Annotated in this window: 22 protein-coding genes; 10 read left to right on the top strand and 12 right to left on the bottom strand. The window is 68.8% G+C overall.

Going from position 1 to position 25,650, the window contains the following annotated elements; all coding sequences use genetic code 11:
- Together ABZ717_RS20055 and ABZ717_RS20050 are read right to left on the bottom strand one after the other, a co-directional pair.
- Positions 1–988 (bottom strand): Gfo/Idh/MocA family oxidoreductase (locus ABZ717_RS20055; RefSeq protein ID WP_358512749.1); only part of this gene is annotated, 988 nt, incomplete at its 3' end.
- Positions 985–2,298, bottom strand: coding sequence for a Gfo/Idh/MocA family oxidoreductase (locus tag ABZ717_RS20050; protein WP_358512746.1), 1,314 nt, complete (start codon positions 2,296–2,298; stop codon positions 985–987). The genes ABZ717_RS20050 and ABZ717_RS20055, both read right to left, overlap by 4 nt.
- Before the next feature lie 417 nt (positions 2,299–2,715).
- Here ABZ717_RS20050 and ABZ717_RS20045 point away from each other — a divergent pair, with 417 nt between their 5' ends.
- From ABZ717_RS20045 to ABZ717_RS20030, 4 genes are all read left to right on the top strand, one after another.
- The gene (locus tag ABZ717_RS20045; protein WP_358512744.1) at positions 2,716–3,684 is read left to right on the top strand and encodes a sugar ABC transporter permease; all 969 of its coding nucleotides are present in this window, start codon (positions 2,716–2,718) and stop codon (positions 3,682–3,684) included.
- Positions 3,674–4,549 carry a carbohydrate ABC transporter permease gene (locus tag ABZ717_RS20040; protein WP_358512741.1) on the top strand — a complete coding sequence of 292 codons (876 nt, stop codon included), beginning with the start codon at positions 3,674–3,676 and terminating at the stop codon, positions 4,547–4,549. The genes ABZ717_RS20045 and ABZ717_RS20040 overlap by 11 nt, the downstream gene beginning before the upstream one ends.
- A 78-nt stretch (positions 4,550–4,627) precedes the next feature.
- Positions 4,628–5,893: an ABC transporter substrate-binding protein gene (locus ABZ717_RS20035; RefSeq protein ID WP_358512761.1), complete on the top strand. Its 1,266-nt coding sequence runs from the start codon at positions 4,628–4,630 to the stop codon at positions 5,891–5,893.
- A gap of 74 nt (positions 5,894–5,967) precedes the next feature.
- A complete protein-coding gene (locus ABZ717_RS20030) occupies positions 5,968–7,281 on the top strand; it encodes an extracellular solute-binding protein (protein WP_358512738.1) in 1,314 nt (437 codons plus the stop codon).
- Between the two features lie 141 nt (positions 7,282–7,422).
- Here the strand turns inward: ABZ717_RS20030 and ABZ717_RS20025 are convergent, their stop codons facing one another.
- Both ABZ717_RS20025 and ABZ717_RS20020 read right to left on the bottom strand, forming a co-directional pair.
- Positions 7,423–8,553, bottom strand: a complete 1,131-nt coding sequence (locus ABZ717_RS20025; RefSeq protein WP_358512735.1) for a hypothetical protein — start codon at positions 8,551–8,553, stop codon at positions 7,423–7,425.
- Between the two features lie 160 nt (positions 8,554–8,713).
- Complete coding sequence (locus tag ABZ717_RS20020; RefSeq protein WP_358512732.1) at positions 8,714–10,003, bottom strand: MFS transporter; 1,290 nt, start codon at positions 10,001–10,003, stop codon at positions 8,714–8,716.
- A 186-nt stretch (positions 10,004–10,189) separates the two neighbouring features.
- Between ABZ717_RS20020 and ABZ717_RS20015 the strand changes: the two genes are divergently transcribed.
- On the top strand, positions 10,190–11,062 hold the full coding sequence (locus tag ABZ717_RS20015; protein ID WP_358512729.1) for a helix-turn-helix domain-containing protein: 873 nt from the start codon (positions 10,190–10,192) through the stop codon (positions 11,060–11,062).
- Positions 11,063–11,128: 66 nt separating this feature from the next.
- Here the strand turns inward: ABZ717_RS20015 and ABZ717_RS20010 are convergent, their stop codons facing one another.
- The 3 genes from ABZ717_RS20010 to ABZ717_RS20000 all read right to left on the bottom strand — a co-directional run bounded on the left by ABZ717_RS20010 (position 11,129) and on the right by ABZ717_RS20000 (position 14,275).
- Entirely contained in the window at positions 11,129–11,980 is an 852-nt protein-coding gene (locus ABZ717_RS20010; RefSeq protein ID WP_358512726.1) for an alpha/beta fold hydrolase, read from the bottom strand.
- Positions 11,981–12,260: 280 nt separating this feature from the next.
- Positions 12,261–13,448 carry an MFS transporter gene (locus tag ABZ717_RS20005; RefSeq protein WP_358512723.1) on the bottom strand — a complete coding sequence of 396 codons (1,188 nt, stop codon included), beginning with the start codon at positions 13,446–13,448 and terminating at the stop codon, positions 12,261–12,263.
- A 188-nt stretch (positions 13,449–13,636) separates the two neighbouring features.
- Entirely contained in the window at positions 13,637–14,275 is a 639-nt protein-coding gene (locus ABZ717_RS20000; RefSeq protein ID WP_358512720.1) for a helix-turn-helix domain-containing protein, read from the bottom strand.
- Positions 14,276–14,386: 111 nt separating this feature from the next.
- Here ABZ717_RS20000 and ABZ717_RS19995 point away from each other — a divergent pair, with 111 nt between their 5' ends.
- Positions 14,387–15,328 (top strand): NAD(P)-dependent alcohol dehydrogenase, encoded by a 942-nt coding sequence (locus ABZ717_RS19995; RefSeq protein ID WP_358512759.1) that lies wholly within the window; start codon positions 14,387–14,389, stop codon positions 15,326–15,328.
- A gap of 6 nt (positions 15,329–15,334) precedes the next feature.
- On the opposite strand, the gene ABZ717_RS19990 is transcribed toward ABZ717_RS19995, so the two are convergent.
- Positions 15,335–15,817, bottom strand: coding sequence for a hypothetical protein (locus tag ABZ717_RS19990; protein ID WP_358512717.1), 483 nt, complete (start codon positions 15,815–15,817; stop codon positions 15,335–15,337).
- 180 nt (positions 15,818–15,997) lie between these two features.
- Between ABZ717_RS19990 and ABZ717_RS19985 the strand changes: the two genes are divergently transcribed.
- Positions 15,998–17,602, top strand: coding sequence for an alkaline phosphatase D family protein (locus tag ABZ717_RS19985; RefSeq protein ID WP_358512715.1), 1,605 nt, complete (start codon positions 15,998–16,000; stop codon positions 17,600–17,602).
- Between the two features lie 99 nt (positions 17,603–17,701).
- Here ABZ717_RS19985 and ABZ717_RS19980 read toward each other — a convergent pair whose 3' ends face one another.
- On the bottom strand, positions 17,702–18,502 hold the full coding sequence (locus ABZ717_RS19980) for a class I SAM-dependent methyltransferase (RefSeq protein WP_358512712.1): 801 nt from the start codon (positions 18,500–18,502) through the stop codon (positions 17,702–17,704).
- A gap of 122 nt (positions 18,503–18,624) precedes the next feature.
- Positions 18,625–19,320, bottom strand: coding sequence for a metal-dependent transcriptional regulator (locus tag ABZ717_RS19975; RefSeq protein ID WP_358512709.1), 696 nt, complete (start codon positions 19,318–19,320; stop codon positions 18,625–18,627).
- 536 nt (positions 19,321–19,856) lie between these two features.
- Here ABZ717_RS19975 and ABZ717_RS19970 point away from each other — a divergent pair.
- A complete protein-coding gene (locus ABZ717_RS19970) occupies positions 19,857–20,795 on the top strand; it encodes a bacteriocin fulvocin C-related protein (RefSeq protein ID WP_358512706.1) in 939 nt (312 codons plus the stop codon).
- 144 nt (positions 20,796–20,939) lie between these two features.
- Here the strand turns inward: ABZ717_RS19970 and ABZ717_RS19965 are convergent, their stop codons facing one another.
- Positions 20,940–21,641 carry a type 1 glutamine amidotransferase domain-containing protein gene (locus ABZ717_RS19965; RefSeq protein ID WP_358512703.1) on the bottom strand — a complete coding sequence of 234 codons (702 nt, stop codon included), beginning with the start codon at positions 21,639–21,641 and terminating at the stop codon, positions 20,940–20,942.
- A gap of 184 nt (positions 21,642–21,825) precedes the next feature.
- On the opposite strand from ABZ717_RS19965, the gene ABZ717_RS19960 reads away from it, so the two are divergent.
- Positions 21,826–22,764, top strand: coding sequence for an NADP-dependent oxidoreductase (locus tag ABZ717_RS19960; RefSeq protein WP_358512757.1), 939 nt, complete (start codon positions 21,826–21,828; stop codon positions 22,762–22,764).
- A 304-nt stretch (positions 22,765–23,068) separates the two neighbouring features.
- Here ABZ717_RS19960 and pabB read toward each other — a convergent pair whose 3' ends face one another.
- A complete protein-coding gene (pabB, locus tag ABZ717_RS19955; protein WP_358512700.1) occupies positions 23,069–25,090 on the bottom strand; it encodes an aminodeoxychorismate synthase component I in 2,022 nt (673 codons plus the stop codon).
- A gap of 226 nt (positions 25,091–25,316) precedes the next feature.
- Between pabB and ABZ717_RS19950 the strand changes: the two genes are divergently transcribed.
- Positions 25,317–25,565, top strand: a complete 249-nt coding sequence (locus ABZ717_RS19950; protein ID WP_358512697.1) for an SHOCT domain-containing protein — start codon at positions 25,317–25,319, stop codon at positions 25,563–25,565.
- Positions 25,566–25,650 lie beyond the last annotated feature (85 nt).

Below are 25,650 nucleotides of genomic sequence, written 5' to 3'. Positions count from 1 at the left end.
GCCCGGCATGATGGAGACCGTCCTCAACATCGGCCTCAACGACGAGTCCGTCGTCGGACTGGCCATCCAGGGCGGCGACGAGCGCTTCGCCTGGGCCGGTGCGCGGGTGGGTGGTGGTGTGCGGGTCCTGTCCGGGCAGGTGCACCGTGACCCGGTCCAGGGTGTATTCGAAGGTGATGTGCCCGTGTTCGCCGTGCAGGTGGAGTGTGGGGGGCAGACTGCGCGGCGAGCACAGGGTCACGGCCAGACAGACCGGGGTGCCCTGGTGGGTGCGCAGCCGCAGGCAGGAGGTGTCGTCGGCCTCGATGGGGTGGGCGTGGAAGAGCTCGGGGACGATCTCGTTCGGGACGTGGTCGCCGCCGTCGGCCAGGGCCAGGGCGGTGGCGACCATGTGCGCGAAGGGGTTGGTCAGTGCCCCGTCGATCACGTCGTGTCCGGCCATGCGGCGGCGGCCGGCCCAGGGGGCGCGGTCGTAGTAGGCCGAGGTGCGTTTCCAGGTGCCCGCGCCCCCGATGCCGCGCAGCCGGCCCACGACGCCTTGGGCCAGTAGTCCACGGACGTGGTCGATGGCGGTCGATCCCAGGCTCTGGAAGCCCACCTGGCAGACCATGCCGGAGGCGGTGACGGCGTCGGTGAGTTCGTGGAGTTCGGCCAGGGTCGCGGTGGTGGGCTTCTCCAACAGCAGGTGGGAGCCGTGGGCGAGCACGGTGCGGGCCAGGGGCAGGTGGGTGTGGATGGGGGTGACCAGGACGGTGATTCGGGCTCCGGTCTCCTCCAAGGCCCGGGACAGGTCGTCGAAGTGGGGCAGGGGGCCCTGCCCCTCCAGGTCGTCGTCGGGGGCCGGCGGGCGGGGGTCGCACACACCGACCAGGCGCACCAGCCCCTGTTCGACCATGGGGCGCAGTGCGCGCAGGTGGGAGCGCCCGTGCCCGTGCAGGCCCACCAGGAGCACGGGCACGGGCCCCTCGGGCAGTGGGCGGGCGCTCACCGGTCCTCCCGCGCCAGTAGTTCGGCCACGCGCACGGGGCGCCCCGAGGCGATGGAGGCGTTGGCGCACAGTCCGGTGATCAGGGCGTTGCCGCCGTCGGCGTGATCGGGACGGACACCGTCGTCGACCCGGCCGAACAGGGCGGTGAGCATGGCGACGTCACCGCCGCCGTGTCCGCCCCCGCCCACGGTCACGGGGATCTCCTCGGGTTCTTGCCAGTGACGGCGCAGCCACAGCCGGGCGACGCTGTTCTCCTTGGGGGCGGGCATGCCGCGGACGGGGTGTTGCTCGTCCTGTTCGGGCGAGGTGTGCGCGAACTCGGTCATGTCCAGCTCCAGGCGCCCCTTGCTGCCGGTGATGGAGATCCGGTAGCCCTCCCAGGGCGCGTAGGCCACCAGGTGGTAGCTGAGCCGTACCCCGCTGTCGTAGCGCACCAGCACCGACATGTCGTCCTCGATGGTGATGCCCTCACCGAAGACGTTGAGGTCGCGCCGGTAGCCGTCCTCGTGTTCGGCCTCCAGGTACAGGGCCGTCAGGTCGGGGCTGTCGGCCATGTGCAGGGCGAAGGGGTCCTGAGCGGCCTGGGGTGAGGAGTGCCCGCGCGCGTAGTCACCGGCCACACCGTGGCGGTGGCCGTTCTCGGCGCCGTAGAAGAACAACCGGCCCGAGGCGTAGACCTCCTCGGGGCGAGCACCGATCCACCAGTTGACCAGGTCGAAGTGGTGACTGGCCTTGTGTACCAGCAGACCACCGGAGTTGGCCTTGTCGCGGTGCCAGCGGCGGAAGTAGTCGGCTCCGTGGCGCAGGTCGAGCAGCCACTCGAAGTGCACCGAACCGACCTCGCCGATGACGCCGGAGGCGATGAGTTCGCGCAGCTTGAGGTGGACGGGGTTGTAGCGGTAGTTGAACCCGACGGTGACGCGACGGCCGGTACGGGCCTGGGCCGCGTTGATGCGCTTGAGCCCGTCCAGGTCCGCGGTGAGGGGTTTTTCGGTGATGGCGTCGACGCCGGCCTCCAGGGCGGCCACGACGTAGTCGGCGTGGGTGTGGTCGACCGTGCACACGATGACCTCGTCCACCTTCTGCTCGTGGAGCATGCTGCCGAAGGACTCGGCCGCATAGGTGGGGACGGGGTCCAGCCCCGCCTCGGTGACGATCCGGTTGTGCACGGCCATGCGAGTGGCGTTGGTGTCGCACAGGGCCACCAGGAGGCCCAGGTCCCGATGGGTGTCGGTGAGGGCGCGGGTGTACATGCGCGCCCTGGACCCGGTGCCGACGATGGCGAACCTGCGTGGAGAGGTGTCGTTCACGCCGCCAGGGTAAACGCTTTCCAGAGTGAAACTCAATGTTCGCCCATGGTTTTCCCTTGGGCGCGAAGGCGGGAAAAGCGGCTCGGACCGGCCGGAACGCGGGTTCCGGAGTTGTTTTTTCGGCTTCGCGAGGCCGCCGGGGGCGAAGATAACGATCCGGAGAGGGGGTTTCCCGTGGGGCGATCGTCTGTTGACACCCATCTGGCCCGGTGCTAGAAACTGAACATCTTAAACTATGGATAGCGCTTACCAGGCCATAACCTGCGAGTTCGCCACGTGTTCTCGGCCACGTCAGCGAAGACGGCCCCACGTCCTCCGCATCCGCCCTGACCAGATTGGTGGTCCCCCGACCATGAGCCCCCTCAGTCGCCGCCTGTGCCCGGCACGGTCTCAGGTGTGCCCCGGGAGTGGTGCGCCGTGAGCGCACTGCTCCAGCGAAGCCCCAAGAAGGTCGATCCCGCCCCGTCCAAGGCCCGCGTCGCCAAGGGGTCCGCGGGACGCGGCACCGGCCGGCGCCGCCAAGAGAACCTGGCCGCCTACGCCTTCCTGGCGCCCTGGTTCCTGGGCCTGATCGTCATCACCGCGGGCCCATTGCTGGCCTCGTTGTACTTCTCCTTCACCGACTACAACCTCATCGGTGACCACCAGTGGGTGGGACTGGAGAACTACGAACGCATGCTGAGCGACGATCGTCTGTTCAGCGCGCTCCGGGTCACCTTCGTGTACGTGTTCGTGTCGGTCCCGCTCCAGTTGGCGTTGGCGCTGGCGCTGGCGATGGTCCTGGACCGAGGGGTGCGCGGCCTGCCCCTGTACCGTTCGGTGTACTACCTGCCCTCGCTGCTGGGCGGCAGCGTGGCCGTCGCCATCCTGTGGCGGCAGGTCTTCGGCGCCGAGGGGTTGGTCAACCAGGTCCTGGCCTTCTTCGGGGTGCAGGGGTACGGCTGGGTGTCCCACCCCGACTACGCCCTGGGCACGCTCATCGTGCTCAACGTGTGGACCTTCGGCGCCCCCATGGTCATCTTCCTGGCCGGGCTGCGCCAAGTCCCCCGCATGTACTACGAGGCCGCCGCCGTGGACGGGGCCGGTCCCCTCCATCGGTTCTGGAACATCACCGTTCCGATGCTCACGCCCATCATCTTCTTCAACCTGGTGCTGCAGATCATCAACGCCTTCCAGACCTTCACCCAGGCGTTCATCGTCAGTGGCGGCACGGGCGGCCCCTCGGACTCCACCCTCTTCTACACGCTCTACCTGTACCAACGCGGTTTCGGGTCGTTCGACATGGGCTACGCCTCGGCGATGGCCTGGCTGCTCCTGATGATCATCGGGGGGTTCACGGCCGTGAACTTCCTGGCCTCCAAGTACTGGGTTTTCTATGGCGACTGAGACCAAGGCACCGGCTCCCACCCCCACTCGGACCCGGTCCGCGCGCACACGACGACTGCTCACCCACATCGGCTTGATCGGCTTCGGCCTGATCATGCTCTACCCGCTGTTGTGGATGCTCTCCAGCTCCTTCAAGCCCACCGCGGAGATCTTCCGCGAACCCGGGCTCATCCCTTGGAGCTTCACCCCGAGCAACTACACCGAGGGTTGGGGCGCCCTGCAGTTCCCCTTCCACCACTACCTGCTCAACTCCGCGATGGTGGTGGCCGGCTCCATCATCGGCAACCTCATCGGGTGCTCCATGGCGGCCTACGCCTTCGCCCGCCTGGAGTTTCGGGGCAAGCGCCTGTTCTTCGCGATCATGCTGGCCACGATCATGTTGCCCATCCACGTGGTGATCGTGCCGCAGTACATCCTGTTCGCGCAGCTGGACTGGATCAACACCTTCTACCCGCTGATCGTTCCCAAGCTGCTGGCCACCGACGCCTTCTTCATCTTCTTGATGGTCCAGTTCATCCGCGGGCTGCCCCGTGACCTGGACGAGGCGGCGCGTATCGACGGATGCGGGCACGTGCGGATCTTCTGTCAGATCATCCTGCCGCTGTCGTTGCCGGCTCTGGCCACCACCGCGATCTTCACCTTCATCTGGACCTGGAACGACTTCTTCAGTCAGCTGATCTTCCTGACCAGTCCCGACATGTACACCGTTCCGGTGGCGCTGCGCACCTTCGTCGACTCCAGCTCCCAGACCTCCTGGGGGCCGCTGTTCGCGATGTCGGTGGTGGCCCTGGGGCCGGTGTTCGGTTTCTTCCTCGCGGGTCAGCGTTACCTCGTCAAGGGCATCGCCACCACCGGCATCAAGTAGAGCCGCACCACAGAAGGGATCCCCCCCGTGCCGCCCCTCACCCGCGTCCGTTCCACACGACGACACCCGCGTCCGAGCATGGTCGCCGCGGCCACCGGTGCCTTGGTCCTGGCCCTGGCCTCCTGTTCCGGATCCGGCGACTCCGGGGACGTTGTGGAGTTGCGGTTCTCCTGGTGGGGGTCGGACGAGAGGCACGCCAACCTGCAGGAGGTCATCGAGGTCTTCGAGGCCGACAACCCCGATGTGCGGATCAGCCCCGACTACACCGACTGGGACGCCTACTGGGACCGGTTGGCCACCGGCGTCGCCGCCAACGACGCCCCCGACGTGATCATGCAGGACGAGTCCTACCTGAGCGAGTACGCGGAGCGGGGCGCCATGGCCGATCTGAGCACCTTGGAGGGGTTGGATCTGTCGGGCCTGGACCCGTTGGTGGCCCAGAGCGGGGTGGTGGACGGGGCGGTCTACGCCGCTCCCACCGGCGTCAACGCCTCGGCGATGCTCGCCGATCCGGAGGCCTTCGCCGAGGCCGGGGTGGAGATGCCCGACGACACCACGTGGACCTGGGACGACTACGTGGAGATCTCCATCGAGATCAGTGCGGCCACCGACGGTGAGATCGTGGGAACCCAGGGCTTGACCAACGAGAACGCCTTCCACATCTTCGTCCGCCAGCACGGGGAGAACCTCTTCGACGAGGACGGTGAGGTCGCCTTCTCCGAACAGACCCTGCGGGCCTGGTACGAGCTCACCGATCGGCTCTTGGAGGGCGGTGGGCAACCGGACGCCTCCCAGAGCGTGGAGATCGCCGCCGGTGGCCCCGACCAGTCGGTGCTGGCCACCAACACAGGTGCCACCGCGCACTTTTGGAGCAACCAGCTGGGCGCCATCGTCCAGGCCTCCGGGCGCGACATCGAGCTGTTGCGTTTTCCCGGAGAGACCGAGAACGAGCGCACCGGCACCTACTTCAAGCCCGCCATGTACTACGCGGTCTCGGCCGGGACCGACCACCCGCAGGAGTCGGCCCGGTTCGTCGACTTCCTGCTCAACAGTGATGCGGCGGGCGAGATCGTACTGGCCGACCTGGGGCTGCCGGCCAACACCGAGGTGCGTGAGCACATCATGTCCGACCTACCCGAGGCCGAGACCCGGGGTGCCGACTTCCTCGCCGACATCGAGGACGAGGTCGTCGATGGCAACCCGCCCCCGCCTGTGGGCTCGGGCGAGATCGTCGACATCAACCGGCGCGCCTACCAGGAATTCAGCTTCGGCAATCTCACCGCGAGTGAGGCGGCCGAGCAGTTCGTGTCCGAACTGCGCAGCGCGGTCGGTTCGGGCACCTGACCCGAACGACCCCCGGCGTGGCCCCGCCCGCGCAACCCTGCCCACCCGATCAACGAGACCTTGAGGACCCCCCGATGAACATCCCCTCCGGCGGCGTACGCACACGCCGCACGGCCGCTCCCCTGGCCTTGGCCGCCGCCGTCACACTGCTCGCCTCCGCCTGCGGGAGCGGCTCCTCCGCCGAGGACGGTGTGGTGGAACTGCGCTTCTCCTGGTGGGGAGCGGACGATCGACACTCGAACATGCAGCAGGTCATCGAGATCTTCGAGGCCGACAACCCCGACATCCGGATCAGCCCCGACTACACCGACTGGGGCTCGTACTGGGACCGGTTGGCCACCAGCACCGCAGCCGACGACGCCCCCGACATCATGATGCAGGAGGAGCGGTACCTGCGTGAGTACGGTGACCGGGGTGCGCTGGCCGACCTCAACGAGTTCTCCGATGAGCTGGACCTGGCCAAGATCGACCCACTGATCGCCGACAGCGGTGACCTGGACGGTCAGACCTACGGGGTGGCCTCCGGTGTGAACGTCTACGCCATCCTCGCCGACCCGGAGGCCTTCGCCGAGGCCGGGGTGGAGATGCCCGACGACACCACGTGGACCTGGGACGACTACGTCGAGATCGCCACGCAGATCACCGAGGCCACCGACGGCGAGGTCGTTGGGACCCAGAGCATGTCCTACAACGAGAGCGGTTTCCAGATCTTCGCCCGTCAGCACGGGGAGAACCTCTACGGCGAGGACGGTGAGCTCGCGTTCTCCTCCGAGACCCTCGCCGAGTGGTTCCAGATCACCGAGGACCTGCTGGAGAGCGGCGGGCAGCCGGGCGCCTCTCAGAGCGTGGAGATCGAGGCGGGTGGCCCCGACCAGTCGGTGCTGGCCACCAACACCGGCGCGATGGCGCACTTTTGGAGCAACCAGCTGGGCGGGCTGACCGCGTCCTCCGACCGTGACCTCGAACTGCTGCGCTACCCGGGTGAGAGCGATGGCGAGCGTACCGGCATGTACTTCAAGCCGGCGATGTTCTACTCGGTCTCGGCCGGGAGCGAGCACCCGCAGGAGGCGGCCCGGTTCGTCGACTTCATGATCAACGACAACCAGGCGGCCGAGCTGATCCTGGCCGACCTGGGGCTGCCCGCCAACATCGACGTGCGGGCGCACATCCTGAGCTCGCTGCCCGAGGCGGACGAGCGCAGCGCTATCTTCCTGACGGACGTGGAGGGCGACATCGTCGACGGCAACCCGCCGCCGCCGATCGGCGCCGGTGAGGTCGTGGAGATCACCAAGCGGGTGTCCGATGAGCTGGCCTTCGGCAACCTCACGCCCGAGGACGCGGCGGAGCAGTTCATCACCGAGGTGGAGTCCGCCACCGGTTCCTCCTGAGGTGGTACTCGATCCGCATGACGTGGGCCGGGCCCGGTGGGAGCGTTCCCCCGGGTCTGGCCCCTCTCCTTTGTCGGAGCGCACATGAAGGTGCCCCGCTCCCCTTGGGTGGGAGCGGGGCACGGTGTCGGTCGGTGGCGGTTACTTGGGGAATCGCAGGGTGGCCCCGGCCTCGCCGCTGGGTTCGCCCTCCTCCAGCAGCTCACTGAACCGGGCGTCCGACATCACCGCCGAGCGCAGCATCAGGGCGCTGGCCGGCGCCTGGAAACCGGAGTTCGGATCGTCCAGGCCCCGGGGTGAGGTGTCCACCAGGATCGGGGAGGTGGTCGAGCCCCACAGGTGTGGTTCGTCCTCCCTGTCGGCTCCCAGTAGCAGGGTGTCCACCCGGCCCTCCGACAGCATCGGCAGGGTGGGGGTGGTGCCGCGAACCGCCTGGTCGTGGGCGAGTTTGCGGTGGTAGTCGTCGATGGTCTGTTCCTGTTCCTGCTGCACCAGTTCGCGCAGGCATTCCTCAGCGCTCTCCTGCAGGCGCTCCTCCGCGTCGATTCCTCCGCGGCCACCGGCCACCACCCTGATGGGGATGGTGAGTTGCCGCGGGCCGAGGTTGTCGCGCAGGTAGGCGATGGCCTCGTCGTCTCCGCCCACGATGATGGCCTGGGCCCCGACCTTGGCCACGGCCTTGCGGACCAGTTCGGCGACCCCTACGGCGTTCTCACGCCAGATGTCCTGAGCGGTGCCGGTGTCGGCTCGGCGTCCACCCGCGTCCCCGCGCTGACCGGGGAAGATCCGGGTGGCCCCGTCGATGTTCTGCATGTTCTCGCCGACGTTCTCGGATTCGAGGACGGGCCCTTCGGTGGGATGGCCGGCGTAGGCGTACACCTTGGCCTTGACCCGGTCCAGGGCCACCAGGACGTAGGGCCGCCGGCGGCCGCGGTCGATGGCCAGTGGAAGGGCGTCGGGGACCGGAAGGAACGAGGCGCGGTCCTGCCCGGGTGGCGAGGTCAGCGTGTACTCGCCCAAGAGTCGTCCTTGGGAGGCGTAGGCCGCCTGGCCGTGGTCGCCGTAGGCGCGGGAGTTTCCCTCCCCGATGGCCTCTTCCAGGACGTCGAGGGTGGCCTCGTCGGTGCCCAGCGCCGCCAGTTCCTCGCGTAGGTGGCGCCAGCGCAGATCGATCTTCTTGTCGGCGTCGGTGGTGTCCCGGCTGGTGTCCAGGTGCACCGATGCCACGGGGCCGTCGCTCTCGTACAGAGGTCGCAGAAAACCAAGATCCATCAAGTTCGCGGGACGCGTGTACCCCCGCCCCGCCCACCTCCTTCTCGGGGTCGGCCTGTCGACGATCCTGAAGGTCCATGGTGGTTTCCGAAAGGGCGCCACGTCGAATCAGACACGGAAGTTGCCCGGAGATTTCCAGTCTTTTCCTGTTCGTCCTAAGTCAGGCCGGTTCGACTTCGTCCAGCGCTCGGTCGATCACTCCCCGTGTGAGCCTCAGAATGGCGACCACGGCCAGGATCAGACCGATCGTTCCCGCCACCAGGTAGGGGACTGCCAGGGCCCATTCGCGACCCAACGTCCCTTCCAGGGCGGAGGCGAGTGCGCCGCCCAGGGCCATGCCGATCGAGAGCATCCCCCACGACAGGGTCCGGTGGGCGCTGAAGGCCCGTGAACGCAGCCGGTCGGGGGTCAGACGTTGGAAGAGGCTGATCAGCGTGATGTTCCACCAAGTGGCGGCGAACCCGGTGAACAGGTAGCAGAGCACGAACATCGGAACGTCGCGCGTGAGCCCCACGGTCAGAGCGGTCGTGCCCAGGATCACCAGGACCACGGCCAGGGCGGTGGCCGGGTGTACCCGGTGGGAGAAGGAGGGCACCACCAGTGCGCCCAGGACGGCGCCCACCGCGGTCACGGTCATCAACAACCCGTAGCCCTGGGGCCCCACCCCCAGCACGTCCTGGGCGAAGAGCACCAGGACCGCCGCCATCATCGCCGCGGCCAGGTTGGAGGCCCCACTGACCAGGGCTGTCAAGCGCAGCACCGGGTGGTGCCACAACCACGACAGTCCTTCGCCCAGCATGACGCGAATTCCGGGGCGTCGCCGTCCGTCCGTCGCCGGGCGGTGATCGCCGCTCAGACCCAGCAGACAGACCAGGGCCGACAGGATGAGCGCGGCCTGCGCGCCGAAGGCCCAGGCGGTGGAAGCGGCCAGCAGCATGCCGGCGATCGGGGCGCCCAGGAACTTGTTGAGCACCCGCTCCACTCCCTGCAGGTGGCCGTTGGCCCGCTCCAACCGTTGATGGGGGACCAGGGTGGGCACCATGGCCTGCGCGGTGTTGTCGAAGAACACTTCGCAGGTACCCACCAGCAGCGCGACGCCGACCAGCAACGGGATCGAGCCCGCACCCAGGGCGATCGTGGTGGTCAGTCCCACCAGCAGTACCGTCTTGACGCCCGCCGCGGCCACCATCAGTCGGCGGCGGTCGACCCGGTCGCCCACCACCCCGGCGATCAGGGCGAACAACAGCCAGGGCAGGCGGGTGGCGGCACCCACCAGCGCCACCTGGAAGGGGTCGTCGGTGAGGGTGGCGGCGTACCAGGGCAGCGCCACCACCGCGATCCCATCGCCCAGGTTGCCCAGGCCCATGGCGCCCAGGAGCATGCCGAATCGGCGGCCCAGGGGTTGGCGGGGGGAATGTTCGGCACCGGTTCGGATCGGCTTTTCGGTCATGGAGTCCTTCGATGAGGGGGTCGCCGATCAGACTGGCACAGGGTCGGTGGGCCGGACAGGTCCTTTTCCCGTGGGCGGAAACGGCGGTGCGGAGCGTGCCTCGACCCGATCGAAGCCGCACCGCAACTGTCGGGTCGGAGTGGGTGGGGCGTCCGTAACTTGGGGGTGCGAGCAAGGGAGGAACCGATGCTGGACCGGTTGAACGAGGCGCTGGAGCGGGTCGAAAGAGACCTGGGCGAGCCCGTGGACGTGGCCGCGATGGCGCGTTCGGTGTTCGTCTCCGAGCAGCACTTCCGACGGATGTTCTCGGCGCTGTCGGGGATGCCGATCTCGGAGTACGTGCGCCGGCGACGCCTGACCCTGGCCGGGGCCGAGGTGATCCAGGGCAGGGACACCTTGCTCGACATCGCGGTGCGTTACGGCTACGGCTCGGCCGAGGCGTTCGGTCGGGCGTTCCGGTCCGTGCACGGGGTCGGCCCTGGCGAGGTTCGCCGCGGCGGCGCCGTGCTCGGCTCCCAATCGCGATTGACCTTCCACCTGACCATCGAAGGGAACACCATCATGCGCTATCGGATCGTCGACAAGGACGCGTTCGCCGTCACCGGACCAAGGGCACGGGTACCGCTGGTCTCCGAGGGGCCCAACGAGGCCATGATCGAGTTCGTCAAGGGCATCGACGAGGCCACCCACGAGAGGATCGAGGAACTGTCCGACCAGGAACCGAGCGGGACGCTGGGTGTGACCCACGCTCTGGAGCCGGGTCGTGGGGAGGGAAGCGCCATCGACTACTACCAGGGAGCCGCCACCTTCGCCACGGAGGTTCCCGAGGGGATGGAGTCACTGCGGGTGCCGGCGGGCACCTGGGTGGTCTTCCCCTTCGAGCGGTACACCTTCCCCGAGCAGATCCAGCGGATCTGGTTGTACGCCTTCTCCGAGTGGTTCCCCTCCAACCCCGCCTACCAGCACGGGCAGGGGCCGGACATGCTGAAGCTGGACTACGACGAGCAGGAGGAGGGCCTGGTCTCCGGGGAGCTGTGGATGCCGGTGGAGAAGGTCTGATCCGGGCGTGTACATGTGTGCGCCCGCTCTGGGGTGGTCTTCCGTCCGGGGTGGTCGGGGACGCGCTCAGCCGACCCCGGAGGGGCGAGGGCGCAGGCGGTTCTGTTCGAGGAAGCGCCGCAGTACCTCGTTGAAGCGGCCGGCGCGCTCCAGGTTGGGAAGGTGACCGGCCCCTTCGATGATCTCCATGATCGAGTCCGGGACGCGCACGTGCATGAGTTCGGCGCCCTTGGGCGGGGTGAATCCGTCGTGTTGGCCCACCACGAGCAGGGTGGGGGCGGAGATGTGCCTGAGCAGCGGGGTGTGGTCGGGGCGCCGGGCCCGACCCAGTTGGGCGGCGGCCACGCCCTCGGGAGGTGCGGCGCACATCATGTCGCGCACGTGGTCGGCGACCGCGGGCAGGTCACGGACGTTGTCGGCGGTCATCATGCCCACGAGCATGTCGTCGGCGTAGCCGCGCATGCCCTCCTCGCGCAGCCGTGCGGCCAGCCGCTCACGGGCCAGGCGGCCCTGTTCGGTCTCGGGCAGGGGGTTGGTGGCCACCAGGGTCAGGGAGTCGACCCGGTCGGGGAAGAGGCGGCACATCTCCAAGGCGACCTGGCCGCCCATGGACACACCCACGACGTTGACCACGTCCAACCCCAGGTGGTCGAGCAGCGCGGCCATGTCCCGCGCGAAGACGTCCAGGGGGGTGACCCCCGGCACGACCGTGGAGCTGCCGTAGCCACGCAGGTCGGGAACGATGGTTCGATAACCACGTCCGGCCAGCGCTCGGACCTGGGGTTCCCACATCGTCCGATCGAAGGGGTGCCCGTGCAGGAACAGCACGGGGCATCCCGCCCCACGATCGGTGTAACCGACGCTGATTCCGCGCACGGACGCGGTGTCCAGGTCGTCCTGGTTCGCGGTGTTCGTCATCTGGTGAGCCACAACAATCGATGTTATTCATCGGGTCAAGGGGAGCAATAGGGTGCACCTTGAAAAACGGCGGGCCGTAGGTGGTCCCTCGACACCTACGGCCCGTGCACCACGGCCCGCCGTCCTCGGGCATGGTGCGGCACGGTGGGCCTTGCCACTCGTACCGGTGACCGGAGCGCGAACGCCCCGGCACCTGGGGAGACGCTCGTCGGAGCGTTCGAGTTCGGACGGAAGTCCCAAGGAACGGGAAAATCTGTACAGAACTTCGTAGGATCGGCTTTCAGTCGTCTCGACGGGCCAGGAGCAGGGCGGCGAGCAGGTGGTGCACGGCGAAAAGGGCGAAGGCCGCGCCGTGACCCATGGCGGTGAACACCCCCGCGTACACCAGGAACGTGGTGATGCCGAGGGTCTCGGTGCCAAGGTCCGCCAACGAGGTGACCGTGGCTCGGCCGGGGCCGGTGATGCTCTCTTGTAGACGGGCATCGGCCACCACCATCATCGCCTGGCACACCCCGAATCCGAAACCGAGCAGCGCCCAACCCGCCGGGCCGGTGAACAGGGCTCCGGCCGCGATGGCCACCGAGGCCAGGGTCATCAGCGCGGCCAGAGCCCGGCCGGGGAGTCGGGAGAGGGGGCCGGCGGAGAGACCTCCCAGGGTCACCCCGACCCACACCACCAGCACCACCAACGGCACCGATTGCGCGGGGACCCCCGCGTCACGGGCCAGCAGTGGAACGTACTCCTCCAAAGCCCCCCAAAAGGCGCTGACCAGCACCACCAACAGCAATGCCGGACGCACCCCAGGGTTGTGGCGTACCTCGGCCAGGCCTGAGCGCAGGGTCTGGAGGTAGCCCGGTTCGTCGCCGGGGTCGCGCTCACGCACGCGATGTTCGGGCAGGGCCAAAGCGCACACCGAACACAGCAGACAGGCGGCCACGCTGGCCAGGCCGATGACCATGTAGCCGCCATGGGTCATGGCGGGAACGGCCACCAGGGTGGCCACGCCCACCGCGGCCACACCCAGGGCCCGGGTCAGGCCCATCACGCGGGGATAGGCGTCGGTCCCCCCGCGGTGGTCGAGTTCGGTGTACACCAGTGCCTCGAAGGCGCCGGAGGACAAGGCTCCGGCCGCGCCCCAGAGCACGAACCCCAGGGCGAACGCCCACGGGGAGGGTAGGAGCAACCACAGCGCGAACGCGGATCCGGTCAGAAGCGGGGCGGTCGCCAGCAGGTGGCGGCGCGGCACCAGATCGGCCAGGGCACCGGCCGGCACGGTCAACAGCACCGAGGTCAGGGACCACAGCACGAACAGCGCGCTGATGTGGGTGACCGTCAGGCCGTTCTCGGCGAACAGCAGGGCGTAGAGCGGGTAGAGGAGGATGAACTCCTCGAAGAAGGCGTAGCCGTAGACCGGCCAGGTCAGCCGGATCAGACGCGTGCGGGGCACACGTGGGTTCACGGTGGTCATGGAGGCCTTTTCCGTCGAACGGGTCGGGGACACCGGATGCGTTCGGTGCGTCCGGCGGTCCTCGGACGTTCGCCGCGGATCGACCTCTGGCTATGACTTAACATCGCTTGCGCATGTCACCAGGCTAGAACAGTGGATCGGTTCGGCGCGAGTGGATTCTCGACCCGTGGGCCAAGGCCCTTGCGACGTCAGCGGCCGGTGGGCAGGTCCGGGTGCGGCCCCAGACGTGGCACCGGAGGCAGGGGCGCTCGCCCGGGTCGGGCCTCGAAGGCCTGGATCAGGTAGGTGCTCAGCCGGCGAGAGGCGGCCATGGCCTGGGCTTCGGTGGCGGCCGTGATCCCCCTGTTGGCCATCATGACCAGGGTGAGGTCGTCCCGGACGAAGTCGGGGCGCAGCCGCCCGGCGTCCTTGGCCCGGCGGGCGAGTTCGGCGAAGCCGTTCTCGGCGCGGATCCGCTCGGCCTCGAAGAGCGCCGGGTCGGGCAGGACCTCCAGGAAGATCGCGCTCAAGCCGCGGTCCGTGGCCTGCATGACGCATGTCTTCTCGATCACGGTGGTGAAGCCCCGCCAGGGATCGGGGTCGGCCAAGGCGTCGTCGATCACCGCCACGCATTCGGCGACCTGGTCGCGGGAGACCTCGGCGAGCAGTTCCGACTTGGTGGGGAAGTGCCGGTAGAGCGTGGCGACGCCGACCCCGGCCCGGCGGGCGATGGCGGTCATGGACGCTTCCATGCCCTGCTCGGCGAAGATCGTGTGCGCGCTGTCCAGGACACGGCGGCGGTTGTGCAGCGCGTCGGTACGAGGTTTCCGAGAGGATCCGGTCGTCATGTCTCCCACTTTAGCGTTAACCGGAGGGCCTACTCCATTTCGGTCGTTACCTTTGACGACGGCGGTGCGAGCCGCCCGCCGCAAGAGGAAACGGGGACGATCTTGGAACGCATGCGCATGGCCCGCTACGACCGTTACGGCCCTCCGGAGGTGCTGTACGTGACCACCGTGCCACGGCCCGAACCGTCCCCGCACCAGGTCCTGGTGCGGGTGCGTGCGACGAGTGTCAACGGTGGTGAGCTGCGCATGCGATCGGGTGAGCTCGCCCTCCTGGGCGGTCGACGGTTCCCCAAGACCCTCGGGATCGACTTCGTCGGCGAGGTCGTCGCCAGGGGCGCGAAGATCTCCACCGTGACCGTGGGGGAACGGGTGTGGGGTGCCCTGCCGCGCCTGGCCACCGAGTCCAACGCCGAGTACGTGGTGGTCGATCCGGGCCGACTCTCCCCCGCCCCGGCCGATCTGGATCCGGTCGAGGCGGTCACCCTGCTCGCGGGTGGCACCACCGGCATTACCGCGCTACGCGACCACGCGCGCCTACGCGCGAATGAGCGTGTGCTGGTGCGCGGCGCCGCGGGAGGGGTCGGGAGCGTGGTGGTGCAGTTGGCCAAGGCCCGGGGCGCGCACGTCACGGCCCTGGCTCGGGAGGCCAACCTGGACTTCGTGCGTGGACTGGGCGCCGACGTCGCCTTGGACCATCATGCGCACGGCCCCGCCGACCTGGGCTCCTTCGACGTGATCATCGACTGTGTGGGCACCGACGTGCCCGCCTACCGGGCCCTGCTCGCTCCGCGTGGGCGGATGGTGGCCATCGTTTTCGGTGCGGTGCGCGACCTGGGCCACATCGTGGGTTCGATCGTGTACGGGCGTGGGAGGGTGCGCTTCTTCAGCGGCAACCCCAAGCGGCCGTTGCTGAGCGAACTCGCGGGCTTGGTCGAGGGAGGACGGGTGCGTCCGGTGGTGGACACCGTGTACGAACTCGACGACGTCGCCGCCGCCCATCGGGCGTTGGAGGCCGGGGGCGTGCGGGGCAAGCACGTCATCCGCGTCGACTGACCCGGCTCAGTCGGAGGCGTGTTCGGCCCAGTCCTCGGTGTGGCGGTGGGCGCCCAACCCCACGGCGGTGAACTCGTCCCGGTCGTGGGGGCCCACGATCACGCCCAATCGGCGCAGAGTGCGGGAGAGCAGGAATCCGTCGGCGGGAGCCGGTTCGTCCGCGCCCACGCGCAACGGTCCCAGGGTGAGCTCGCCGTGCTCCCACACGGCGGCCGCCTGGGTCATGGCTCCGCCGAAGGAGTCGATCTCCACATAGGCGAGGGGCCCGCCACGCGACCACTCGGTCGCCCATCGTGACAGCCACGCGGGCAACAGGTGGAACTCGCGAAAGGGACGCTCGCCCAAAGGCCCGGAATCGTGTAGCGCGTCGGTCAACGGAACCAGGGCCAACCCCTGCAATAGTCCGAATCGTTGGGCTCGGGGTAGGTCGACCGTCGCCTCGCGTATCAGCGCGGCATCGGCGATGACGGCTTCGAGCGTGTATCCCACGAAAGGGCTCCCATGAGGACGAGGGGCATTGAGGATCCTGCGGACCAAGATCGTTACTTTAAGTCACATGATGAATACGGAAGGTCGCCAGATGTTCATTCTCCGGTGGTGGGAACCTTCCCGGACTCGTGGCGAGATGGTCAACGGTCCTTTTCCCCCGATGCCCCCAGGAGCCCTCGCATGCCGGATACCCCCCACTTCAGTACCCCTTCCGTTTCCTCCCCCGAACCAGGTGTGATGGCGACCCGACGGCAGGCGCTCATGGGAGCCGTCACGTTGGGTGCCGCGGCGCTGGGTACGACCCTCGGTGCGTCATCCGCGTCAGCGGCCACCTCGACCCCCCGAGGCCCCATGATCTCCGACCCCTTCACCCTGGGAGTCGCCTCCGGCGACCCCTTCCACGACAGCGTCGTCCTATGGACTCGACTGGCCCCCGACCCCCTGGCCGAGGACGGCCTGGGCGGCATGCCCGACCGTGTGGTCGAGGTCCAATGGCAGATCTCCCAGGACGAGAACTTCTCTCGTACGGTCGCCGCCGGAACGGTGGAGACCGGCCCCGATCAGGCCCACTCCGTGCACGTGGAGGCACAGGGCCTGCGTCCTCGCGCCGACTACTTCTACCGGTTCCGCGTCGGCGGTGAGATCAGCCCCGTGGGACGCACCCGCACCGCCCCGGCCCCGGGCGCTCGCCTGAACCACTTCGCGTTCGCCATCGCCAGCTGCCAGAGCTACGCACAAGGGCACTACACGGCCCAGGCCCATCTGGCCCAGGAGGACCTGGACCTGGTGGCCTTCCTCGGCGACTACATCTACGAGACCGAGGACCAGGGCGATATCGGTCGCGGCCACCTGCCCCCGGTGGAGGTGCGTTCCCTGGCCGAGTACCGTCTGCGGCACGCCCAGTACAAGACCGACCACGACCTTCAGGCCGCACACGCGGCCTTCCCCTGGGCGGTGGTCTTCGACGACCACGAACTCGAGAACAACTGGGCCGACGACACCTCCTACGGGGAGGACGTCCCGCCCGAGGAGTTCATGCGGCGCCGAGAGAACGCGCTGAAGGCCTACTATGAGCACATGCCCCTGCGCGCAGCCCAACGCCCTGCTGGACCCGACCTGCACCTGTACCGCCGGCTCGTGTTCGGAAACCTGGTCGACATGCACCTGCTGGACACCCGCCAGTACCGGGACGTGCAGGTGGCGGATGAGGAGCGCGGGGACCCCGACCGCAGCATGCTGGGCGCCGACCAGCGACGTTGGCTCTCCCAGGGGCTGGGCGATTCCACCGCCACCTGGAACGTGTTGGCCCAGCAGGTGTTCTTCTCCCAGCGCGACTTCGCCGAGGGCGCGCTCACCGACTTCAGCGACGACGCCTGGGACAATTACCGGTTCGAACGCGACGCGGTGCGCGATGAACTGGCCGAGGTGGGCAACGCCGTGGTGCTCACCGGGGACGTGCACGCCAATTACGTGGTCGACGTCAAAGCCGACTTCGACGACCCCGACTCGGCGACGGTGGCCACCGAACTGGTGGGGACGTCCTTCACCAGCGGCCGCGACGGCGTCGAACAGAACAACCCGGGTGACGCGGTCCAGCTGCGGGAGAACCCCCACATCAAGTTCATCAACCGCAAACGCGGATACGTGCGCAACACCGTCACCCCCACCGAGTGGACGGCCGACTACCGGGTGGTGGACCGGGTGAGTGAACCGGATGCCCCGATCCGTGACCGGGCACGGTTCGTCATCGAGTCCGGCGAACCCGGCGCCCACCCCCTGGCCTAGATCGCACCCGATCCGGGGTCGGGCGGGATCTTGCGTCCGACCCCGTGCGCTCCGGCGGTCTGGGCCGGGACGGCCCCGGCTCCGTCGGCGATCGCCCGTTCAGAACCTGTAATGGGACACACGCATCGACGCACGTGTGGGACCCCAGGCGTTGAACGCCCGGTACATGGTTCGGTAACCCCACTCGGGGACGTCGGCGTACTCGGCCACGAGCGGATACTCCCCCACCAAGCGCAACCCGGGGTTCCACCGTTCGGGGGTGCGGGGGTCGTTCATGCCGAACATGGCCACGCCGTGGGCACGGGCCGTCGCACTCACCCACCCGGGGACCGTGTCGAAGACGATCTCCCCACCCAGGGGGAAGTGCTCGACCAACCGGTCGAGCAACTGTCGTGTCCGGTCCGGTGGCAGGTATTCGATCAGGCCCTCGGCGATGATCAGCACCGGTGCGTCGGAGGGGACATCACCCGCCCAGTCGGGCTCGGTGACCGAACCGGACAGCAGGTGATAGCCCTGGGGTTCGGGCAGTAGCCCTTGCCGTAGTTCGACCACGTTGGGCAGGTCCAGGTCGAACCAGCGGCCGCCCGTCGGCACCCCCAGGCGCAGGGCCCGCGCGTCCAGGCCACAGGCCAGGTGCAGCACGGTGCCCCCGGGGTTCTCGGCCATCCAGCGGCGTGCCCGTTCGTCGATGCGTCGGGCCCTGAGGAGTACGAGGTTGCGGTCTCCGCCCACACCCCACAAGACGCGCCGGTCGAACTCCAGGCGGTCGAAGACGTCCACTGCCCAGACGTCGCCCAGCAACGGTGGGTCGTTCCGAAAGTCCAGGACCTTGATGTAGACGGTCCACAACAGCGTCTTCTCGATCGCGCCCAATCGGACCCCGTGTGTCTGTCCGCCCATCGCGTCCCCTTCACTCGTGTGGGCGGGTTCCTACCCCGACGATCGTTCGACGGACCGGGGTTTCTCGCGCTTCGCGGGTCGTCGAGGACGAAACGATCGGGGCGCGACGGAGTTCGGTGCGGTCAGTCCTCGGGACTGATCCACAGGGCTTCGGCCGCGACCAGCCCCAGGGCCTGGTCGCGTTCCTGGCCGCCCTTCTCCGGGCGCACCGAGATCTGGATCGAGCCGGCGAAGGGTTGGCGCTCGACCACGGTGACGCGCATGCCGATGCCGAGGTCGATGTCGGCCAGGTAGCGCAGCAGTTCGGGGTCGATGTCGTTGACCCGCACGATCACCCCTTGGGTGTCGGCCTCGGCCTCCGACAACAACACCGTCTCGCGCTGGACGATGGTGCCCTCGCGGGTGGGGATGGGGTCACCGTGCGGGTCCACCACCGGATCTCCCAGGTGGGAGGCGATGCGGTCGACGAACTTGTCCGAGACCACGTGTTCGAGGATTTCGGCCTCGTCGTGCACCTCGTCCCAGGAGTAGCCCAGCTCGGCCACCAGGTAGGTCTCCAGCAGTCGGTGCCGGCGCAGTACCGCCAAGGCGGCCTTGGTTCCGACCTCGGTCAGGCTCACGTTGCCGTAGCGCTGGTGTTGGACGAACCCGAGTTCGTTGAGCTTGCGCAGCATCCCCGAAACCGAGGAGTTGGACACCGCCAGCCGCTCGGCCATCCCGGAGATGGTCACCGGTCCGGTGCCGCGCTCCTGGAGGTCGTAGATGACCTTCACGTAGTCCTCGGCCGATGTGGACGGCCGTGCCGGTGTGTGCCCCATGCCCGTAACCGTATCGTGTACCGCTTCGGCGCCACGATTTCCGCGCCGTCGCCCGTGGACGACGCCGTTCCGTTCATAAGACGGCGCGGGGCGGATTCCGCGGGTGCGGGCGGTGCCTCCTCGGGTCAGGATCTCGGGCTCCGGAGATGCCGGTGCTTCGGGTGCGGTTGGACGGAGTCGGAACGTCCGGCGTTTCCCCGTGGTGGCATGACCGGTCCCGCCCTCGACCCGATTAGCCCGCCTCCACGAACCCGGGGCCCGGCGACCTCCCCGACGGTTCAGGTGAGGTGTGCGCCCGAGGTGGGTGCGGGGCACGTTCGGGCGCCACTGGATTTCGCACTGTGCCGGTCGGGGATCCAGGGACCGACCGTAACTCGGAAAATCATTCTCTCGAGAACAGAACGAGCGCGAATTGGTCCGAGTTCGCGCCGTTTTGCACTTGAGGCGTTATCGATTGTCGAAGTCGAGTTCCGAAAACCTGCACCAAGCGGCCTTCCTGGCCACAAGACTGTGAGGTGACGCTAGGAAGGGAGCAGATGGACGACGTTCGGGTTCGGTACGTGTTGGCGTTCGACTCCTCGTGTGAGCGGTGCGCGAGTATCTCCACCGCGGTGGCGAGGGCCTCGGCGGGCAGGTTGGAGACCCTGCCGCTCACCCACACCGACGTGCGGGCCTGGCGGGCCAGGCAGTGGGGACCGACGGCCCCGTGGGTGCCCACACTGATCTGCAGGTACGGGCGGCGGGTGCGCTGTTGGCGCGGGGCGGCGATGATCGCGCCGCTGGTGCGCGGGCTGGGTGCGCGGGCGAGCCTGCGGGTCGTGGAGGTCCTGGGCGAACTCGGTCGCAGCCGGCGGGCGCCCCATGAGGACCACCACCGGTGGGGGCGGGTGGTCGCCGGACTGCGCGCCGTGTGGGATCTGACCCTGGCCCGGCGTACTCCGGACCTGGCCCGCTCGGACCAGGCGCTGGCCCGCGAGTGGGTGGAGGAGCACCGTTCCCGGCTGCCCACCGACTTCGACGAGTTCGCCGTCCATCCCCTGGTGCGACGCAGGTTGATCTTCGCCGAACTCTCCCCCGAACAACGACGCGACCTGTGGGCCGAACACCTGCGCCGTTTCGACCTGGCCAACCCGGACCTGACGCGGGATCAGCGCGCCGCCCTGGACCTGGCCGTGGTGACCTTCTCCGAGGAACAGGTCTTTCGGGACGGGCTGGGCCCGGTGCTGGAACAACGGTTGCGCGACCGTGCGGTGGCCGCATTCGGCTCCTACCGGGCACACGCGCTGCTGGCGACCCTGGGCCCGGTCGAGACCGACCCCGAATGCGTGGCCGCCCAACCGTTGGTCCCCCGCCGTCGTTCCTGGGCGCCCTGCCTGTCCAAGGGGTGTGTGGAGATGCCCTTCACCTGCGGGGTGGCCTGGGTGTCCACGCACGATCGCAGTGCCTCTCTGGCCATCACACGGGCCCATCCTTGACCCTTCCTCCTGGCCTGGCCCGTCCTCCCACGTCGATCGGCGCTTCGTGGGTGGATGGACCGGGCCGATGCCCTGGCCGCCGGGCGTGGGCGCGCCAGGGCATCCTCTTGGCTTCCCGTTCCGCTTCGGCGCGGGTGGGCGCCCTCAGCTCAGGCGTTCGAGCAGCTTTCGGGCCAAGGGCGCGGAGGAGGCCGGGTTCTGGCCGGTGACCAGGGTGCGGTCGACCACGACGTGGGGCGCCCACGGTTCACCCTCCTCGACCTGGACGCCGGCCTCGGTGAGGCGGTCCTGCAACAACCAGCGAGCCTTGTCCGCCAGGCCGGCCTGGGTCTCCTCGGCGTTGGTGAAGGCCGCCGCCCGGTAGCCGGCGAAGGTGTTGGTGCCATCGGGGCGCTCGGCGGCCAAGAACGCGGCCGGGGCGTGGCAGACCACGCCCAGCGGTTTGCCCGACTCCAGGGCGGCGGTGAGCAGGTCACCGGAGACCGAGTCGACCGCCAGGTCCTCCATGGGTCCGTGCCCACCGGGGTAGTAGACGGCGTCGTAGTCGTCCAGGTCGACCTCCTCCAGTCGGATCGGTGCGCCCAACTCCGTCATGGACGCCAGGGTGGAGGCGACGCGCTCGGCGCCCTCCACGCCACCGTTGGCGTCGGCGGTCAGACTGGCCTCATCGACGGTGGGTTCGACCCCTCCGGGGGTGGCCACGACGACCTGGTATCCGGCCTCGGTGAGGATCTCGTAGGGGGCCACGGCCTCCTCGGCCCAGAAACCGGTGGGGTGTCGGGTTCCGTCGGCCAGGGTCCAGTGGTCGACGCCGGTCATCACGAACAGGATCTTGGACTTGGGCATGGTTGCTCGCACTCTTCCGAACGTGTGTTCTGGTGTGTGGTTCGGGCGGTTGTGCCACGGATTCCCGAACGTAGCGGTGCGGGCCCATCGATGGCCAATGGGATCGCCGGAGATCAAGGTCATGGTGTTCGCGCGGGTGCGTTCGGGCAGTCTGGGGAACATGAGCGAGCACACCACGGCGACCATGTTCGCCAACAGACAGAGCATCTATGGCGGCCCCGAGGTGCTGGAGTGGACCAGGGTGCCTCGGCCCGACCCCGGGCCGGGGCAGATCCTGGTCGCGGTCCGGGCCGCCGGGGTCAATCCCACCGACTGGAAGCATCGCGCCCAAGGCGTGTTCTTGAACCGGCTTCCCCTCGTCCTGGGTTGGGACGTCTCCGGTGTGGTCGAACGGGTGGGCTATGGCGTCACCCTGTTCGAGCCCGGTGAGGAGGTCTTCGGGATGTTGCCCTACCCGCACGGGGTGGGTTCGCACGCCGAGTACGCGCTGGGTCCGGCGCGTGCCTTCACCCACAAGCCCTCCGAGATCGACCATGTCCGGGCCGGGGCGCTGCCGTTGGCCGCGTTGACCGCCCACCAGGCATTGGTCGACACCGCCCGCGTCGGTGCCGGGCAGCGGGTGCTGGTGCACGCGGCCGCCGGCGGGGTGGGCCATTTGGGCGTACAGATCGCCAAGGCGCACGGGGCGCACGTCATCGGCACCGCGAGCGCGCCCAAGCACGACTTCCTGCGCGAGTTGGGCGCGGACGAGGTCGTGGACTATCGCGAGGTCGACTTCGCCGAGGTGGTCGAGGAGGTGGACGTGGTCCTGGACCCGGTTTCGGGCCAGACCCGAGCCCGTTCCCTGGACCTGCTGCGCCCGGGTGGAGTCCTGGTCTCGCTGCTGCCCGGCCAGGACCCCGACGAGGCGGCCAAGGTCGAAAGGCTGGGCGTGCGGGCGAAGACGATGTTGGTGGAGGCCGACCACGAGGGGATGCGCGCCATCGCCGACCTGGTGGCGCGGGGCGCCCTGCGACCGCACGTGGAGGCGACCTTCCCGATGGACCAGGCGGCCAAGGCGCACGCCCTGGGCGAGAAGGGGCACACCACCGGCAAGATCGTCCTGGTCGCCGAGAACGCCTGAACGTCCTGGGCCGGACCGAGGTCTCCCCCGCGTGGGGGAGGTGTCCACGCATGATCCCCTGTCTGCGGGAGGCGTGCTCGGGGTGCCCGGCGAAGACCGGGGTGTATGGACACACCACCCGGTGTCGAACGCACCGAACCCCACCACCGAACACGTGCGCGATGGGCCTGGGCTGCCGCGGTCCTTACGACGCTGCTTCGTCGGAGGAGTTGAGCGAGGCGGGCAAGGGCACCCCGGTGGGACGGCGGCGGGCGGCCCGGGGCGGGCCTGTTCCGGCCGGGCGGCCAGGCGCGGCAGCGTGTCCTCACTGGCCGCGGGCCGGGACCCGGGCCTTCAACAGCATCTCCTCGTACTCCTCCTCCGGATCCGAGTCCAATACGATCGCCCCGCCCGCCCCGATGGTCAGTTCCCCGCCGGCGCGCACGGCCGTGCGGATGACGATGCTCAGATCCGCCTCACCGGAGTGCGACACATACCCCAGCGCCCCGGAGTACACCCCGCGCGCCGAGGACTCCAGCCGGTCGATGATCCGCATGGTGCGCACCTTGGGCGCGCCCGTCATCGAGCCGCCGGGGAAGCAGGCGCGCACCGCCGCCATCGTCGACACCTCCGGCCGGAGTCGGCCCTCGATGGTGGAGACGAGCTGGTGCACGGTGGTGTGGGACTCGGTGTACATGAACGCCGGCACCCGCACCGAACCCACCTCGCACACCCGCCCCAGGTCGTTGCGGAGCAGGTCCACGATCATCAGGTTCTCGGCACGGGTCTTGGCGTCGGTGCGCAGCCGCTCGACGACACGCGCGTCGACCCGCGGGTCGGGGTGACGCGGCGCGGTGCCCTTGATGGGTCGGCTCTCGGCCACACGGTCGGAGTCGACACGCAGGAAGCGTTCGGGGGAGGCGCTGAGCACGCTCACCTCGCCCAGGCGCAGGTAGGCGGCGTAGGGGGCGGGGTTGGCCGCGCGCAGCCTTCGGTAGAAGTCCAGGTCCTCGCCCTGGTCGGGCAGGCGGACCCGGTTGGTCAGACAGATCTCGTAGCTTTCGCCCTGGGTGAGGTGGGCCAGGCACTCCTTGACATCGTCGACGTATCCGGCGTGGGGGCGCTCCAGCAGGGCGGGCAGGTCCACGGGGTCGGCGGACGGCGAGGGTCGGGGCGGGTCTGGAAGGTCGAGCAGCTCCGTGCGGGTGCGCTCCACCCAGGAGCGGGCGTCGGGTGCCCCGTCGGCGCACACCACGTAGGTGCGTCCCCGGTGGTGGTCCACTGCCACGAAACGATCGCAGCGCATCCACACCGCGTCCGGGGTGGGTGCGCTGTGGGTGCGTTCTCCCCCGGTGTGTGCCTTGAGTTCGTAGCCCAGGTAGCCCACGTAGCCGCCGGTGAAGTCGAAGGGCAGTCCGTGCTGGGAGGGGGCGGCTCCGGTGCGGCGCTCCAGGGCCTCGAAGACGGTGCCCGGTTCGGTGCGGGTTCCGTGGGCGTCGCGCACACGGACGCCCTCCCTTCCCACGTCGTAGGTGAGCACCTCGGCGGTGGGGCCTTGGGGTGCGCCCAGGAAGGAGAACCGGGCCGCCCCCTCGGGCCGGGAGCTGTCCAGCCAGAACGCGTACTCGGCGTCGGCGTACAGGTGGACGAAGGCCTTTTCGGTGTCGACCGCCCGATTGACTTCGGCCACCACGTGTTCGACGCCATGGGTGGGCCGTCGAGGCTCAAGCGCGGGTGACGGCGGTATGGGGAGGGTTCGCGAGCGTGTGTACGGGCGGGCCAGGTCCAGGAAGTTGGCCACCAACTCCGCGCCGTGTTCACCGGCCACCGACTCGGGATGGAACTGCACCCCCCACCGAGGCAGTTCACGGTGCGCCAGCCCCATGATCACGCCGTCTTCGGCCCGCGCGGTGACCCTCAACGTGGTCGGCGGGGGGTCGGCCACGGCCAGGGAGTGGTAGCGCACGGCGGTGAAGTCCTGCGCGATGCCGCTGAAGAGCCCGTGGCCGTCGTGTCGGACCCGGCTCAGATGACCATGTCGGGGCTGGGGCGCGGAATCGACCGAGGCTCCGGCCAGGTGGGCGATGGCCTGATGACCCAGGCACACCCCCAACACCGGCAGGTGGGAGTGGGCCAAAAGGTCGGGGACCCGGCCCAGGTCACGGGTGGTCTGCGGGCGCCCGGGGCCCGGTGAGACGACCACGGCGTCCACCGTGCCCGGGTCGAACCCGGCCCAGTCGGGGTCGTCGTTGGTCAACACCAGCGGCTCTTGGCCCAGGACACGGGCCAGGAGCTGGAAGACGTTGAATGTGTAGGAGTCGTGGTTGTCCACGAGGAGGACCCGCATCCCGCCCTTTCGTTCTCAGTAGGCGCGGCGTTCTCAATCGGCGCGGTGTTCGCGGCCGGTGCGGCCGGATTGCGACATTCCAGGTTACGGCGGTCGATGTCGTCACCTGCGCGCGGTGTCGGTTGTCCACAGATCCCGCCGACCCCTGGTGCGCCGCCCCCTGTCCGGGTACACAGGAAGAAGAGGACGAGGGGTCCGGCCCCTCGTGCGGACCAGGGAGTGGCACATGGCCGTCTTCACCGCGATGATCATGATCCTGATCATCCTGCCGCTGGCCTTCTTCTTCGTACTCACCGTCGGAGAGGTCGGGCGGGTCACCCAACATCACCAGTCCAGGCGGGCCGCGCGCACGCGTCCGCACCCGCCCGCTCCCCCACCCTTGGACGCGGCCGAGAACGAGCTGCGGTTGCGCTACGCCAGGGGCGAGATCGATCGTGAGGAGTTCCTACAGCGCAAGATCGACCTGGAACGCTGAGGACCCATCCGCCACCGCGAAAACGGTTGACACCCACCGGCGGATGGGTAAGGTACGAACGTCCTGTCGTCGACGAATGAGGTGG

Source organism: Nocardiopsis sp. NPDC006832 (genome assembly GCF_040635885.1).
GTDB lineage: Bacteria > Actinomycetota > Actinomycetes > Streptosporangiales > Streptosporangiaceae > Nocardiopsis.
This window is presented reverse-complemented; position numbering and strand designations above follow the sequence as displayed.